The sequence below is a fragment of the Microcoleus sp. D3_18a_C4 genome (assembly GCF_036702415.1).
Classification (GTDB): domain Bacteria; phylum Cyanobacteriota; class Cyanobacteriia; order Cyanobacteriales; family Microcoleaceae; genus Microcoleus.
Genome location: NZ_JAUBTI010000006.1, coordinates 32,429 through 46,046 on the forward strand (window position 1 = coordinate 32,429; position 13,618 = coordinate 46,046).

The following is a 13,618-nucleotide window of genomic DNA, read 5'->3' on the forward strand; positions in this document are numbered from 1 at the left end:
TATATGACCACAATAACTACAGTCACAACAGCCTCAAAACTCGCTGATTACTACATCTGGTTTGCGAATGATGTAGGCTCCTATCTCAGCAACCACAAGCTACAAAAACTATTGTACTACGCCCAAGCATGGTATTTAGCCTTTGAAGATACACCGCTTTTTGATGAAGATTTTGAAGCTTGGGTGCACGGGCCGACTATCCCGGCTTTATTTTATGAATACAAAGAACAATTTGACTGGAAGCCCATTCTGAAAGAAGTCGAAAAACCCGAATTTCCCGAAGAAGTACAAGAGTTTTTAGACGAGTTATCCGACGAGTATTTCTTCCTGGACGCTTATGAGTTAGAATTGATGGTGCGCCGTGAAGACCCTTGGATTAAGGCTAGAGGGAATTTGCCAAAAGATGAACCTTCTCGTGCTATTATTACCAAGGAATTAATGAGAGAATTTTACAAAACCCGTGTCATCGAAGAAAATTAAGAAAGCAGATATACGCCGCCAGGAATCTTTATCTAGCATCAATCGTCTCGATGTAAAAATACCGGAAGGAGTTAGTTTTTCTTTCAGGTATTATCAGGATGACAAAGATAAGTTTTCAATTGGCGGTAGAGATGCTAAGTATCTAGCATCTTTACTGAGAAGGCTGCGCGATTTGTCACAATTGAACGCTCTAGAAATTATCAATAATCAAAGTAAAAGCCTGCGCTGTCATGGCATAGTTTGGAAAAATACTACTGAACCTAATGGCTTTGGGATTCCCAATGAAGATATCCTAATCAATATCCCCTACCAGTTTCAAATATCTGCTAATGAATACGGCAGGGTGCATGGCTTTTTTAGTGAAAATGTTTTTTATATTGTCTGGCTAGATCCAGACCACAATCTTTATAGTTGAAATTATGATAAATTTTGAAAAAAACACAATATTCCAGATTCCCGACAACTTCGGCGAAGTTTGAAATCTAAAAAAAGAGCGTTACTCATCAGTCATTTTCAGGACTTACGCATCAAAGCCAAAGAAACCGGGTTTTTCATCGAATCTGTGGCTGCGACAAAATATTCTCGCAAAAAACCCGGTTTCTGGGTGCCCGTGCTAAGTCCTAATTTTAAGAAAGTTTTGCATAGAGAGCTGAAATAAAATTAACGCTTAAAAAGCCTACTCCTAGTACGAGAATGATAAAGATGCCGATACTGAAAATAGACTTTAGCCGATCGCCAATTCCGGGTTTTTCTGAGTTCATTGGTCAATTTTTGCAGTAAATTTGAGAGGAGGAATTGAGAAAGAGTAGATTATACCAATGGGCGAACAAAAAGGCAACTCCCGACAACCTCCAAACGACGATCGCCCTGAGTAGGTCGCATTTTTTTAACTTTTAATCTAAAATCTAAAATCTAAAATAGTCTTAGGCATTTTTCGGTTAGCCCGGACAGCTATTGTCGATCGCCCGAACCCGATGGCCCTAACTCCTGTAAAATAGAGGGCGCGTTGGGGCGAACCTTTTAACAGCCGGAATTGGGCGCGATCGCCACAGGCTCCCAAATACATAATAATATGGCAGTCATCCTTAACTTACTCACAAAGGTAAAAATAGAAGAGTGCCAAGAAATAATCTAAAACATATAACTGAAAAAAGGATAGAAATCGATGCTCCACCCAGTCTCGCAACCTTACCCACAACGAGCAAATACTATGACCCAAAGAGCCGTGCGGAAGCCAAAACCCTCTGTTGCAAACCACTTGAGACCAAGTTTTCCTCAAAGGCACTGGCTGGAGATGGCAGAGTACGCCTCTCTGGCGGCCTCTGGTGTGGGTTCCCTGGCGGTGGCAGTGTCGGGTCAAGCTTTTTACGGGGTTGCTCCCCTAACTTTGGCTTTGTCGCTGAATGTTGCTAACCGGTATCGGTTCGAGCAGCAAGTGCGGGTGCATCAAAATTCGGAAATGGCCCAAGTCCAAAAGTCTGTCAATAAAGTCGAAAAAACGGCGGTGACGGTAATTGTTAAATTACGCAGGCAGTTGTCTGCAGATATTGCAGCGCTGCGCCAGCAAATGGCTGCACTGCCTAGGGCTGATGGCTTTGAGGAGTCAATAGACATCCAGCGGCAGTTGCTGAGTTTAGGAGAGTCGGTAGCTTCTTTGCAAGAAATCGTGGCGTCTGCTGTGCTCGATGTCCGCCAGCAGGTGAGCGAACAAGTGCAAGATTTATCGGTTGGCCAACGGGCGAATCTCCAAGCTGTGGAACAGGCTATAGAGCAACTGCAAAGTGCGACGCAAGGCTTGGCAGAAACTTCTATCAGCCGAGATGACTGGGAAGTAGTAAATACTAGATTTTTGGAAATCCAAAAAGTCATGGCCAATTTGCAAAGCCAACTGCAAGCTCCCGCACACCAATCGACGGCAGATTTGTCGATTGTCCAAGCTCAAATCCACCGTTTGGAACACGAGCAGCAAGAAGTTGTCAAACCTCACCTCAAGCGCTTAATCTCGGTTGTCAAGGAGTTGCAGCACACACCAGAGAACCGTCAGTAGTCATTAGTCATCAGTCATTAGTCCTTAGTCAGCAGTCATTAGTCATCAGTCATTAGTCAACAGTCATCAGTCAGAAGGAATACTTTTTCCATCGGACACTCAGACACTCTGTGACTCTCGCCCGATCGAGTCCTACTTTTTCGACAACTGTGTTAAAAGATTAAAAGCTAATCTGTCTAGTTCAACTGTTTTCAACCTGTTACAAGAAAATTAAATGACTGCAACCGTAACTATTGCTGATAACCCGTTACTAATCGGTCAAGGATTGCCCCCATTTGACGCGATCGAACCACAACACGTAGTCCCCGCCATCACCCAACTGCTGACCGAACTAGAAGCCTCGCTAGCTGCCTTAGAAGCCTCTGTAGAGCCGACTTGGAGCGGCTTAGTAGAACCATTGCAGCGACTCGGAGAGCGTTTAAATTGGAGCTGGAGCATTGTCGGACATTTGATGGGCGTGAAAAATAGCCCGGAACTGCGATCGGCTCACGAAACAGTGCAGCCGGAAGTAGTAAAATTTTGGAGCAAGCTCAGTCAAAGCAAACCGCTTTATGAAGCTTTTAAAGCGCTGCGGGCCAGCGAAAATTGGGACAGCTTAGAGTCAGCTCAAAAGCGAATTGTCGAAGCCGCTCTCCGAGACGCCCAACTCTCCGGCGTCGGTTTAGAAGGCGAGCAAAAAGAGCGTTTTAATGCCATTCAATTAGAATTGGCCGAAATTACAACCCAATTTTCCAATCACGTCCTCGACGCTACCAAAGCATTCAGCATCACCCTCACAAACAAAGACGAAATTGACGGTTTGCCGCCGAGTTTGTTGAGTTTAGCAGCTCAAGCCGCTCGCAGCGCCGGCGAAGAAAATGCGGATGCCGAAAATGGCCCTTGGCGGATTACTTTAGACTTTCCGAGTTACGGCCCTTTCATGCAGCACAGCACCCGCCGCGACTTGCGGGAAAAGTTGTACAAAGCTTTTGTCGGCAGAGCAAGTAGCGGAGAATTGAATAACTGGCCGTTGACCGATCGCATTTTAGCTTTGCGCCAGGAAAAAGCTGCTTTGCTGGGGTTTAGTAGTTATGCCGAATTGAGTCTGGCGAGCAAAATGGCTCCCGACGTTACAGCAGTGGAAGCTTTGTTAGAAGAATTGCGTCAGGCTAGTTATGATGCTGCTATCAAAGATTTAGAAGAATTGAAAGCTTTTGCAGCCGAAAAAGGCGCGGCGGAAGCTGGAGATTTGAAGCACTGGGATGTAGGTTTTTGGTCGGAACGGCGCAGGGAAGAAAAGTTTGCTTTTAGTGCAGAAGAATTGCGCCCTTATTTTGCTTTACCACAGGTATTAGAGGGGTTATTTGGATTAGTAAAACGGCTGTTCGGTGTGACAGTAACTGCGGCGGACGGTCAAACTCCTGTGTGGCACAAAGATGTGCGCTATTTCCAAATAGATGATGAAGCAGGAAATACGATCGCCAATTTCTATTTAGACCCCTACAGCCGCCCCGATGAAAAGCGCGGCGGTGCTTGGATGGACGAGTGCGTGGTGCGCGCTAAATTTGTGGAAGCCGGAAAAACAACTACGCGGTTGCCGGTGGCTTATTTGGTGTGCAACCAAAGTCCTCCGGTTGACGGCAAACCGAGTTTAATGACGTTCTTGGAAGTCGAAACTTTGTTTCACGAATTCGGTCACGGTTTGCAGCATATGCTGACAACGGTAGACTATCCGGGGGCTTCGGGCATCAATAATGTTGAGTGGGATGCGGTGGAACTGCCCAGTCAATTTATGGAAAATTGGTGTTACGATCGCGCGACTTTGTTCGGGATGGCAAAGCATTACGAAACCGGGGAAACTTTGCCGGAACACTACTACCAAAAACTGCTAGCAGCGCGCCACTACATGAGCGGCAGCGTTATGCTCAGGCAAGTACATTTTAGCAGCGTTGACATCGAATTGCACCACCGCTATCGATCGGGCGGCAGCGAAACTGTGGCCGATGTCCGCAACCGTATCGCTAAAACTACGACAGTTTTGCCTCCTCTGGAAGAAGACGCATTTTTGTGCGCTTTCGGACACATTTTTGCGGGCGGCTATGCGGCGGGGTATTACAGTTATAAATGGGCGGAAGTGCTCAGCGCTGATGCTTTTGCGGCGTTTGAGGAAGCGGGTTTGGAAAATGAAAGTGCGATCGCATCTACAGGCAAGCGCTTCCGAGATACAGTATTAGGATTGGGCGGCAGTTTGCACCCGATGGAAGTGTTTAAAACTTTCCGGGGACGCGAACCGAGCACTAAAGCTTTGTTGAGACACAGCGGTTTAGTTGCAGCTTAATTAAGTGTGGAATTACTGGGGATTAATGCGGGTGAATTTATCTGCATTAATCCCTGTTTTTTGTTAAACAAGATTTAGGCATATCCTTTATGTTTAGGGTGTTTATATCTAGTCCGATCGATTGACCATAATATCCCGGCCGGGCGGGTTTTTGAGATTGTCAATTATTGGCAGATATTGTTGGTGAACCCGCCCCTACCTGATTTCGGCTACTCGACCGGACATGATATTAGGGGCCCACCTTACCGCTATAATTCACACGTAAAACCACTTTTGGCGTAACTTTTGCTGAATAAAAAATGTTTCTAGTGAGGACTAAAGCGCTCAGATTTTTATACTAATCCCACAAACTATTGCTACATATAATCGTGTTACCACCTGTAGGGAAACGGCAATGCCGTGTCCGGCGCGGGACTCGACAAAATTTCATAATAGTTATAAAATTGAGAATTCTAGCAACACTTTTTTTATTGGTATTAATAGGACTAAAGTCCTCACTACAAACCAATTTTATTGTAGAATATCATCCAATAAACATCTGTAGTTTGGCACATCATCCCCAATATTTTTGTGGAAAATCGGGCAGAAAGTGCGTTAGCGAAGCCCGCCCCTACGGGGGCTACGCCAACGAAGAGGATCGCCAGAGGCTTTTAGTTTAAGTTGAAAGCCGATCAAACCAGCTTTTGCGAATATTTGCTGTCATCGATCAGTGATTATACTTAACTTTGCCTCTCTCGGAAATTAAATTTATATTTCGCAACATTTACGGGCTGTTTTCTCGATACAGCTAATGCTTTTATTTGCAACTAAAAATCGAGGAGTTTACCGAATCTTTAATATAGAGCGACAACAGCGAGTCTTTTTTAAATTTTTGATAAAGAACGGGGTACTCGGCGTCAAAAGGGTAAAAAATTAATCTCAATTAAAAAACTTAGTTGAGATTAATTTGAGGATTGTAATAAAAAATCTTTGTATATATGATAAAAAGTAAGGAGTGATAGTTAGTCGTTCACCCATAAATTAAGATTTTCATGGATATTCAATTAATTAATATCGGTTTTGGTAACATTGTGTCTGCTAACCGAGTGATTGCCATTGTCAGTCCCGAGTCAGCGCCAATTAAGCGGATTATTACTGATGCGCGGGAGCGGGGACAACTGGTTGACGCTACTTACGGCCGCCGCACGAGAGCGGTAATTATTACAGATTCGAGTCATGTCATCCTCTCGGCGATTCAGCCAGAAACGGTTGCTAATCGTTTTGTAATCAGCAAAGACGGTCAAAGTCGAGATGATTGAGGTTTGTTAGTTGCAATTTGATCGCTTACAGTCTAAAGTAAGCGGAAACTTAAATTGTTACAGGTTATCTATTCTAAAAATGAAAGCTGGTAAATTAATTGTTCTGACGGGGCCTAGCGGTGTGGGGAAAGGCACCTTAGTACGATCGCTCCTCAATCGCCATTCCGAATTGTATCTTTCGGTATCGGTGACAACTCGTGAGCCCCGCGAGGGAGAAATTGAGGGAAAGCACTATTATTTTGTCAGCCGCAGCCGTTTTGAACAAATGGTTGAGGCTGGAGATTTGGCGGAATGGGCAGAGTTTGCCGGCAATTTTTACGGTACTCCCTATTTTGCTCTCCAGCAGGGTACCGGTGAGGGAAAATGGGTATTGCTCGAAATTGAGCTCGAAGGGGCTAGGCAAATTAGAAATAAGTTTCCAGAGGCGCTGCGAATTTTTATTTTACCTCCTTCTTGGGAAGAATTGGAGCGGCGGCTGCGGAGTCGGGGTCAAGATTCCGAAAGTGCGATCGCCCGTCGGTTGGTGCGGGCTAAAGAGGAAATTGAAGCTGCGGGGGAATTCGATTTCCAAGTTGTTAATGACGATTTGGAAGTTGCTTTGAAAAAGCTAGAATCAATACTTAATTTGGAGTAATTTTTAGGTGGGAATGAGTTAATTTTGAAGTTTTATTGATACTAATGCCCAACAGCACGACACGGAAGTCACGGATACACTGATAGTTGTTTTTTCTTCTCACTTCTGAATCACCATTAAGAATTAATCCGTGTATCCGTGTCCAAATCAGTGTCGTGCATTCCTGGTTCCTTCAATCTTACCCATTTCTCCGTCCTGGCTAAAGCTTCGCTACTTTGTTTGATAGCAACACAAACTTTTAAATTCAATTCCAGAATATTCAATGAAGGCGAAATTTTTCTCAATGGTTCAATTTCGCGAGCAGAACAGCCCAACATTTCCATATAAGCTAGCGTCCAGCCAATAGCTGCAATGTCCCCTACATTGCCTTCTCCGGCGCAAAGGTAACAATCCAATTCGCCCTCCGGCCGACACTCAGGACAAACCCAATTGCCCAGTTGTGAATGGAGCAGATTTGTGCGGGAGGCGGCTGCAATTGTTAATGCTTTAATATGATTTTGAACTACTTGTTTAAAACCTCGGTTTTGGTTGCTGCGCTGGTCGGAATGTGTGTGCGATCGCCCGATTGCTACTGCTTGCTGTTGTGGCGCAGCAAGAGAGGCTGTTTGGTTCTCCCTGGTTATTCTAGATTCGCCTAGGTTCGCAGTTAGCTGAATACCATAGTCTTTCGACTCTTCAGTCTGAGAGTGGTTGAGTGCGCTGGAGGAATCGGGTTCGGAAGTTGTGAAGGATTGTTCTATGCGATCGGCAAAATCTTGCATTGAGAGGTGATGTTCGATCGCCAAAGACCAAGTTCTTTTATGTCGGAGGTCGCCATATTTTCTGGCTTCTTCCTCAGTAATGCCGATCGCCGCAGCCTCTTGGCGCAGCACATTCATCGAAGTCATTGTATCTGATATCATTAGTTTGTTTGCAGTTAAAATTACGATCGCCCGTTCAGCCTACAAATAAATTACCTTAGATATACTACAATAGTCCGGACTATTTTGATATCCTAGTCGGAAACCCTGGATTTTCCGTTATGAAGGAGATTGCATAATCGCCCTGAAACCCTTATTTTACGGTTGGCAATCACACACTGTCCGAAGTATTGATAGTAGCCTAAATCTAAAATCTAAAATCTAAAATCTAAAATTGGATGACTTCAATTCTTCCCGATACAGCTTTATCTGTTGCCGGACTAACATCATACCTGCAAGACTTGTTGCAGGGCGATCGCTATTTGCGATCGGTTTGGCTGACAGGCGAGGTGACTAACGTTTCGCCATACCCGACAGCCTGCTATTTTACTCTGTCCGATCCTGACAAAAGTGCTGCGATTCGCTGCGTGGCTTGGAACAATCAGGGGCAAAAATTGGTGCAAATCCCAGTAAAAGGGGAACAGTTGCTCGTTTTGGGAAGCATCCGGGTTTACAACAAGCGTGGTGAGTACCAGTTGACTGTTGTGCAATCGCTACCGGCTGGGGAAGGATTGCAGGCTTTGCGGTTGCAGCAATTGCGATCGCGCTTGGATGCTGAGGGTTTCTTCGATCCCGCCAGAAAGCGCCCGATTCCGGCACACCCGCAAATTGTCGCCGTTGTAGCTTCCGATAGCAGCGCTGCTTGGGGAGACATTCAGCGGACTCTAGCCCAAAGATATCCGGGTTTGCGGGTGTTGCTGTCGCACACAAAGGTGGAGGGAGAATCGGCTGTTGCGGAAATTGTCAGGGCGATCGCCCGTGTAGAATGGGACGGTAGGGCTGAGGTGATAATTTTAGCCCGTGGCGGCGGTTCTGCGGATAGTTTGGCTTGTTTTAATGATGAGAGAGTTGTCAGGGCGATCGCGAATTGTGCGATTCCTATTATTACAGGCATCGGGCACGAAAGAGACGAATCTCTCGCCGATTTAGTAGCAGATAAACGAGCCCACACTCCCACTGCTGCGGCCGCTCAAGCTGTACCAATTTTAGCCGATCTTTACTTTGAACACAAGCAGCGAATGGTCAATTTAGCAAACGCTGTGCGGGCAAGATTTCAGACAGAAGAAGAGCATTTGCAACTGTTACAAAATCGATTAAAACGTTTGCCTGCGACATCCCGAACTTTGCGGCAAGCAACTGGTAAACTGGAGGTATTGCAAGAAAAGTTATCCGCCCTGAATCCGGCTGCGGTTTTGCAAAGGGGTTATGCGGCGGTAATCCAAAGTGACGGTACGATCGTCCGCACAACTGACGGTTTGGAATTGGGAGAGGAATTGACTGTGAGGTTGAGTCGGGGCCGGCTGAAAGTTAAGATTGTAGAAGTATTGGATGCGGAAGACAAGTTATGATTGATTCGCAGTTGCGCCAGTCTGACTGGAATTATGAGGAAACGGTCGATCGAATTGAAGCGATTATCGATCGGGTGGAATCGGGAGAGTTGCCTCTAGAGGAGGTTTTCGAGCAGTTTGGGGTGGCTGTGGAGTGTTTGCAGGAGTGCGAAAGCTTTTTGGCGCGGGGGAAGGAACAGATGGATTTGTCGATCGAGCTTTTGGCGGCAGAACCAGATTTTTAAGCGCAGGTGAACGGGGATTAACGCGGATAAATGTAGGTGAAATAGCAGGTGAAACCGAAAGTCCGACAGGGAATTAATTCCCTGTCTCATAGCGAAAGTCCTCTGAAGAGGACTGTTAAATTTATTAGTCCTCTAAAGAGGACTTTCGCTGTGAGGCGGGGATTTCAATCCCCGCCGGAATGTGTGTCAGACGTGTTTGTTGACACGATGAAACACCAAAAATCAATGCAAACCCTGACAAATAAACCCCGACCAATAAATCAAATCATCAAAAGGATTTGACATAGTGTAAAGATTTTTCTGCAAACTTTCATATCCTTCCTTTCGCTTCCGAATCTCAACTTCCTCCTCCGTTTTCTTGTTCAACTTCTCCTCCAACTCTTTATACTCAGCCGTACCGCCTTTATATTTGTCCTGCTGCGATTCCAAGCCTTCTAATTCTTCCTGCACCAGATTCAATTTCCGCTCTAAATCCCCAATAATTCTCGGAAGCAGGGCATCAATTTGCGGTTGATAAAGCTGCTGCAACTCCGCACCCGAAATCGTCCGCAACCGCATCTGTGCCAGTCGCAAAGCCTCTGGACGGCTCAAACCTTCCCGACGATACTGATAGTAAAAAATCGAAAACAGCGAAGTAGCAAAATCATCCACCGCCCACAAAGTGCTCACCACACTCCGCGCCCCCGCACACAAAAACCCCGTACCCAAACTAAGCAGATTATCCGTAAATTCAGTCTTAGCTAAATTAGTTTCGCAGCAAGACATAAACACATCCGATAACTGCGGCAAGCGCCAACCAGGAGTCATCAATTCCCCTAACGTGATACTCCCGTCTCCTAAAAACAATCGCGATTCTAAAGGATTGTCCAAACGCGAGACAGCGTGGTGGCTGGAGTGCATGACATTCACTTTTTGGATCAGGTTTCGATAGGCGGCAACTTTAGCTTCTTTACTTCCTTTTAAGCGTTCAGGTTCAGGCACAATTTGGGCAACTTGTTCGCACTCAAAAGGAGTGAAATACAAATCATCCGTGGCATTTTCTACAATCCCGTATTTCGGCGATTCGATGGTTGGGCGTTGATGGCAATACTCCAAAATTCGGCAACTGGGAACATAACGAATCAGGAATTTATCACCAAGGAACCGGGGGTTTTCTTGCCCCCCCCTTCTTAAGGGGGGCTGGGGGGGATCAATCGGCAACGCAGCCAGCGGAATCTGATGCAAATACAAATGCGGAATCACAATCAATTCCTCAATCCCCTCCAAACAATTACCAATCAACTCATCAACCTTCAACCGCTGCGACAACTGAGACAAAAACTCACCCATCCCCTGTTGCCAAGCTTTCCGATCCCCCAAATAAGGCGACAACCAACTCTCATCAATCCACTTCTGAAAATTTCCCCAACCCTCTCCCTGACAAGTGTGAATCTGCGGCGCTTTATCCTTGTAAATCACAAAAACATGAGTGTCATCATCCGTCGTATAAAAACAGAGAATCGCCGTCTGCGAATTATCAATCAACTGCTGCATCGCCGCAAACTGCATCGGAACAACTTGAACTTGTCCCGCTAAAACCGGATCTAAACTGCGGATATTTTCCCAGATTTGCTGCTTCTCCCCTTCCAACTCTTGAATCTTCTTCGTGTAAGCAGAAGTATCCGCCCGATTCCGTGACGAACTCCCCACACCAGCTAATCCCTTATTCCCCTCCGATGGATTGCGGAGTTGTTCGACTTCTGCGTCAATTTCCTGCTGCTTGGCTTCAAATTCATCCAAATACTTTTGGACTGCGGGCGGGATTTCGCCGCTAGCATACAAGTCATTGCTGTGCATTAAATCCACTAACCGCTGAGCACGGGTTCTATCGCAATATTCTATGGCCTTTTCCAGTTGGTTGTTGTTGACAGCAGCTTGAATTGCCTTTTCGTAAACACCGATGGATTCTGCTATCATCTGTTGGCGGATATCGTCGGAAGTTGCCCAACTTCGGCTTTTTTCTACTGCTTGAATTGCTTTCTCGAATCCTTCAATGGCGATATCCCAGAAGCCAGCAGTGAAAGCGGTATTGCCGAGGTTTCTTCCAGTTGTGAGACAGTTTAAAGGGAAAGCCGTAGGAGTGTGAATTTCTAATGCTAAGCGATAACAGGAAATTGCCTCTTCAATATTCGCCGCCCTGACTCCCTCTATTCTGTCACTATAGGCATTCCCCAAATTATTTTGAGTCATAGCCCCATCTTCGGGATAATTCTCAGGGGTACGGACTTTTAAAGCTTCCCGATAACAGGCGATCGCAAGTTCAATATTCGCCGCCCTGACTCCCTCTATTCTGTCACTATAGGCAGTCCCCAAATTATTTTGAGTCGTTGCCCATTGTTCGGGATAATTCTCAGGGGTACGGACTTTTAAAGCTTCCCGATAACAGGCGATCGCAAGTTCAATATTCGCGGCCCTGACTCCCTCTATTCTGTCACTATAGGCAGCCCCCAAATTATTTTGAGTCGCAGCCCATTTTTCGGGATAATTCTCAGGGGTATACACTATTAAAGCTTCCCGATAACAGGCGATCGCAAGTTCTATATTCGCCGCCCTGAGTCCCTCTATTCTGTTTTTATAGGCATTCCCCAAATTATTTTGAGTCATTGCCCAATCTTCGGGATAATTCTCAGGGGTACGGACTTTTAAAGCTTCCCGATAACAGGCGATCGCAAGTTCAATATTCGCCGCCCTGACTCCCTCTATTCTGTCACTATAGGCAGCCCCCAAATTATTTTGAGTCGTTGCCCATTTTTCGGGATAATTCTCAGGGGTATAGACTATTAAAGCTTCCCGATAACAGGCGATCGCAAGTTCAATATTCGCCGCCCTGACTCCCTCTATTCTGTCACTATAGGCAGCCCCCAAATTATTTTGAGTCGTTGCCCATTTTTCGGGATAATTCTCAGGGGTATAGACTATTAAAGCTTCCCGATAACAGGCAATGCCTATTTCTAAATTCCATGCCCGCCGCCCCAGGGGAAACTGCTGAATTAAGTTGCCAAAATTGCCAATAACTGTTGCAAGTGATGCAGCTAGTTCTGATGTAACTTCTGTGAATTTAAATTTGGCCCAATTTTGTAATATTTGAGCAAAATTTAAATCCAATTTTTCTAGGTTTTCTTGCAAGATAGGATATACAACTTGAGGATTTCCTCGACTATCTGACGTTGCTTGCAACACCTCCATCAAGAAAGATAAATACTCTTCAGGAGTTGCTGTACTGCGGACATGATTTGCCAAATGTGCCGCCATATTCTGCAACCAACCTGCATTGGATTCGCCCTTTTCTGCCATATTCTCTGCTTTCGCTTCCATGACTCGCACAAAATCGGCATCAACTAACTCTCGATTGGCGTTGAGAATATCATTTTCTTCACCGTTAGGGCACTCAAGCAGGGCTTGAATCAGTTGGAGATAGGCGGCGAGGCGTTGTTCGTCCATTGGAGTTTACCTTTGATTCTGTGTATATATATCTATCGGCAATTTGGGGGGAAATTATGCAAAATTCCCGAAAAATTATAGGACTTACGCATAGGTGCCCAGAAACCGGGTTTTTACGACAATATTTCGTTTCCACCCGCAGATGTGGCCAAAAACCCGGTTTCTTCAGTGGCAGTGTAGGGGCCCAGAAACCGGGTTTTTACGACAATATTTCGTTTCCACCCGCAGATGTGGCCAAAAACCCGGTTTCTTCAGTCGCAGTGTAGGGTATTTGGTATGGCGTCGCTGTGAGACTTTCGATTTTGTTTCGAGATTGTTGATAGCCCGCCAAACGTAACAGCGAAACAACGCGGATGCTACCCAAATTTTCATCAAGTTTTAACTTCACCCTGCAACTACCTTTGTTTCACCAACAGGAATTTCGACATAACAATCTCTTGCCAACTCAGCCGCATAAGCAATACAAGCCAAAATATCTTCTCGTTCAATTCCCGGATATTCCTCAAGCAATTCTTCCACAGTCATGCCACTAGCGAGAAAGTCAAGAATCAGAGAAACCCAAATGCGATGGCCTCGAATACAGGGTTTGCCAAAACAGATATTCGAGTCAATTGAGATGCGAGACAGTAAATTATTTTGAGTCATGTTTTTTCAATTAGATATTTTCCATTGATTCATTGTAATGAATTTTAGGGTTGATTTGTGGGAACCCAGAAACCGGGTTTAAGATTTTCAGATATTGTAGGGGCGGGTTCACCAACCATCTCCGGTAAAAACCCACAATCTCGAAAACCCGCCCCCACCCCATGTAAAAATCCCAAAAACCAAAT

12 protein-coding genes are annotated in these 13,618 nt (G+C 45.4%); 8 read left to right on the forward strand and 4 right to left on the reverse strand.

Annotated elements, in window-relative coordinates:
• Window positions 1–3 precede the first annotated feature (3 nt).
• Both QUB16_RS04895 and QUB16_RS04900 read left to right on the forward strand, forming a co-directional pair.
• Entirely contained in the window at window positions 4–480 is a 477-nt protein-coding gene (locus QUB16_RS04895; protein ID WP_333314423.1) for a type II toxin-antitoxin system antitoxin SocA domain-containing protein, read from the forward strand.
• The gene (locus QUB16_RS04900) at window positions 461–895 is read left to right on the forward strand and encodes a hypothetical protein (protein WP_333314425.1); all 435 of its coding nucleotides are present in this window, start codon (window positions 461–463) and stop codon (window positions 893–895) included. Before QUB16_RS04895 ends, QUB16_RS04900 begins: the two co-directional genes overlap by 20 nt.
• Before the next feature lie 211 nt (window positions 896–1,106).
• On the opposite strand, the gene QUB16_RS04905 is transcribed toward QUB16_RS04900, so the two are convergent.
• A complete protein-coding gene (locus QUB16_RS04905; protein WP_333309027.1) occupies window positions 1,107–1,241 on the reverse strand; it encodes a hypothetical protein in 135 nt (44 codons plus the stop codon).
• Between the two features lie 449 nt (window positions 1,242–1,690).
• Here QUB16_RS04905 and QUB16_RS04910 point away from each other — a divergent pair, with 449 nt between their 5' ends.
• The 4 genes from QUB16_RS04910 to gmk all read left to right on the forward strand — a co-directional run bounded on the left by QUB16_RS04910 (window position 1,691) and on the right by gmk (window position 6,776).
• Complete coding sequence (locus QUB16_RS04910) at window positions 1,691–2,527, forward strand: hypothetical protein (RefSeq protein WP_333314426.1); 837 nt, start codon at window positions 1,691–1,693, stop codon at window positions 2,525–2,527.
• Between the two features lie 214 nt (window positions 2,528–2,741).
• A complete protein-coding gene (locus QUB16_RS04915; protein ID WP_333314427.1) occupies window positions 2,742–4,844 on the forward strand; it encodes a M3 family metallopeptidase in 2,103 nt (700 codons plus the stop codon).
• Between the two features lie 1,031 nt (window positions 4,845–5,875).
• Window positions 5,876–6,142, forward strand: coding sequence for an extracellular matrix/biofilm regulator RemA (gene remA, locus QUB16_RS04920; protein ID WP_190659785.1), 267 nt, complete (start codon window positions 5,876–5,878; stop codon window positions 6,140–6,142).
• A gap of 79 nt (window positions 6,143–6,221) precedes the next feature.
• A complete protein-coding gene (gmk, locus tag QUB16_RS04925; RefSeq protein ID WP_333314428.1) occupies window positions 6,222–6,776 on the forward strand; it encodes a guanylate kinase in 555 nt (184 codons plus the stop codon).
• A gap of 116 nt (window positions 6,777–6,892) precedes the next feature.
• Here gmk and QUB16_RS04930 read toward each other — a convergent pair whose 3' ends face one another.
• On the reverse strand, window positions 6,893–7,678 hold the full coding sequence (locus QUB16_RS04930) for a hypothetical protein (protein ID WP_333314429.1): 786 nt from the start codon (window positions 7,676–7,678) through the stop codon (window positions 6,893–6,895).
• 236 nt (window positions 7,679–7,914) lie between these two features.
• On the opposite strand from QUB16_RS04930, the gene xseA reads away from it, so the two are divergent.
• Window positions 7,915–9,084, forward strand: coding sequence for an exodeoxyribonuclease VII large subunit (gene xseA, locus QUB16_RS04935; protein ID WP_333314430.1), 1,170 nt, complete (start codon window positions 7,915–7,917; stop codon window positions 9,082–9,084).
• Window positions 9,081–9,308 (forward strand): exodeoxyribonuclease VII small subunit, encoded by a 228-nt coding sequence (gene xseB / locus QUB16_RS04940; RefSeq protein ID WP_333314432.1) that lies wholly within the window; start codon window positions 9,081–9,083, stop codon window positions 9,306–9,308. The genes xseA and xseB overlap by 4 nt, the downstream gene beginning before the upstream one ends.
• 222 nt (window positions 9,309–9,530) lie before the next feature.
• Here the strand turns inward: xseB and QUB16_RS04945 are convergent, their stop codons facing one another.
• Both QUB16_RS04945 and QUB16_RS04950 read right to left on the reverse strand, forming a co-directional pair.
• Window positions 9,531–12,788 carry a CHAT domain-containing protein gene (locus QUB16_RS04945; protein ID WP_333314434.1) on the reverse strand — a complete coding sequence of 1,086 codons (3,258 nt, stop codon included), beginning with the start codon at window positions 12,786–12,788 and terminating at the stop codon, window positions 9,531–9,533.
• Window positions 12,789–13,172: 384 nt separating this feature from the next.
• On the reverse strand, window positions 13,173–13,433 hold the full coding sequence (locus QUB16_RS04950; RefSeq protein WP_333280738.1) for a DUF433 domain-containing protein: 261 nt from the start codon (window positions 13,431–13,433) through the stop codon (window positions 13,173–13,175).
• Window positions 13,434–13,618 lie beyond the last annotated feature (185 nt).

Excerpts from the sequence above, each read along its gene's own strand:
- QUB16_RS04895 (WP_333314423.1), top strand. The coding sequence starts at position 4 with ATGACCACAATAACTACAGTCACAACAGCCTCAAAACTCGCTGATTAC.
- QUB16_RS04905 (WP_333309027.1), bottom strand. The coding sequence starts at position 1,241 with ATGAACTCAGAAAAACCCGGAATTGGCGATCGGCTAAAGTCTATTTTC.
- QUB16_RS04910 (WP_333314426.1), top strand. The coding sequence starts at position 1,691 with ATGACCCAAAGAGCCGTGCGGAAGCCAAAACCCTCTGTTGCAAACCAC.
- QUB16_RS04915 (WP_333314427.1), top strand. The coding sequence starts at position 2,742 with ATGACTGCAACCGTAACTATTGCTGATAACCCGTTACTAATCGGTCAA.
- remA (WP_190659785.1), top strand. The coding sequence starts at position 5,876 with ATGGATATTCAATTAATTAATATCGGTTTTGGTAACATTGTGTCTGCT.
- gmk (WP_333314428.1), top strand. The coding sequence starts at position 6,222 with ATGAAAGCTGGTAAATTAATTGTTCTGACGGGGCCTAGCGGTGTGGGG.
- QUB16_RS04930 (WP_333314429.1), bottom strand. The coding sequence starts at position 7,678 with ATGATATCAGATACAATGACTTCGATGAATGTGCTGCGCCAAGAGGCT.
- xseA (WP_333314430.1), top strand. The coding sequence starts at position 7,915 with ATGACTTCAATTCTTCCCGATACAGCTTTATCTGTTGCCGGACTAACA.
- xseB (WP_333314432.1), top strand. The coding sequence starts at position 9,081 with ATGATTGATTCGCAGTTGCGCCAGTCTGACTGGAATTATGAGGAAACG.
- QUB16_RS04945 (WP_333314434.1), bottom strand. The coding sequence starts at position 12,788 with ATGGACGAACAACGCCTCGCCGCCTATCTCCAACTGATTCAAGCCCTG.
- QUB16_RS04950 (WP_333280738.1), bottom strand. The coding sequence starts at position 13,433 with ATGACTCAAAATAATTTACTGTCTCGCATCTCAATTGACTCGAATATC.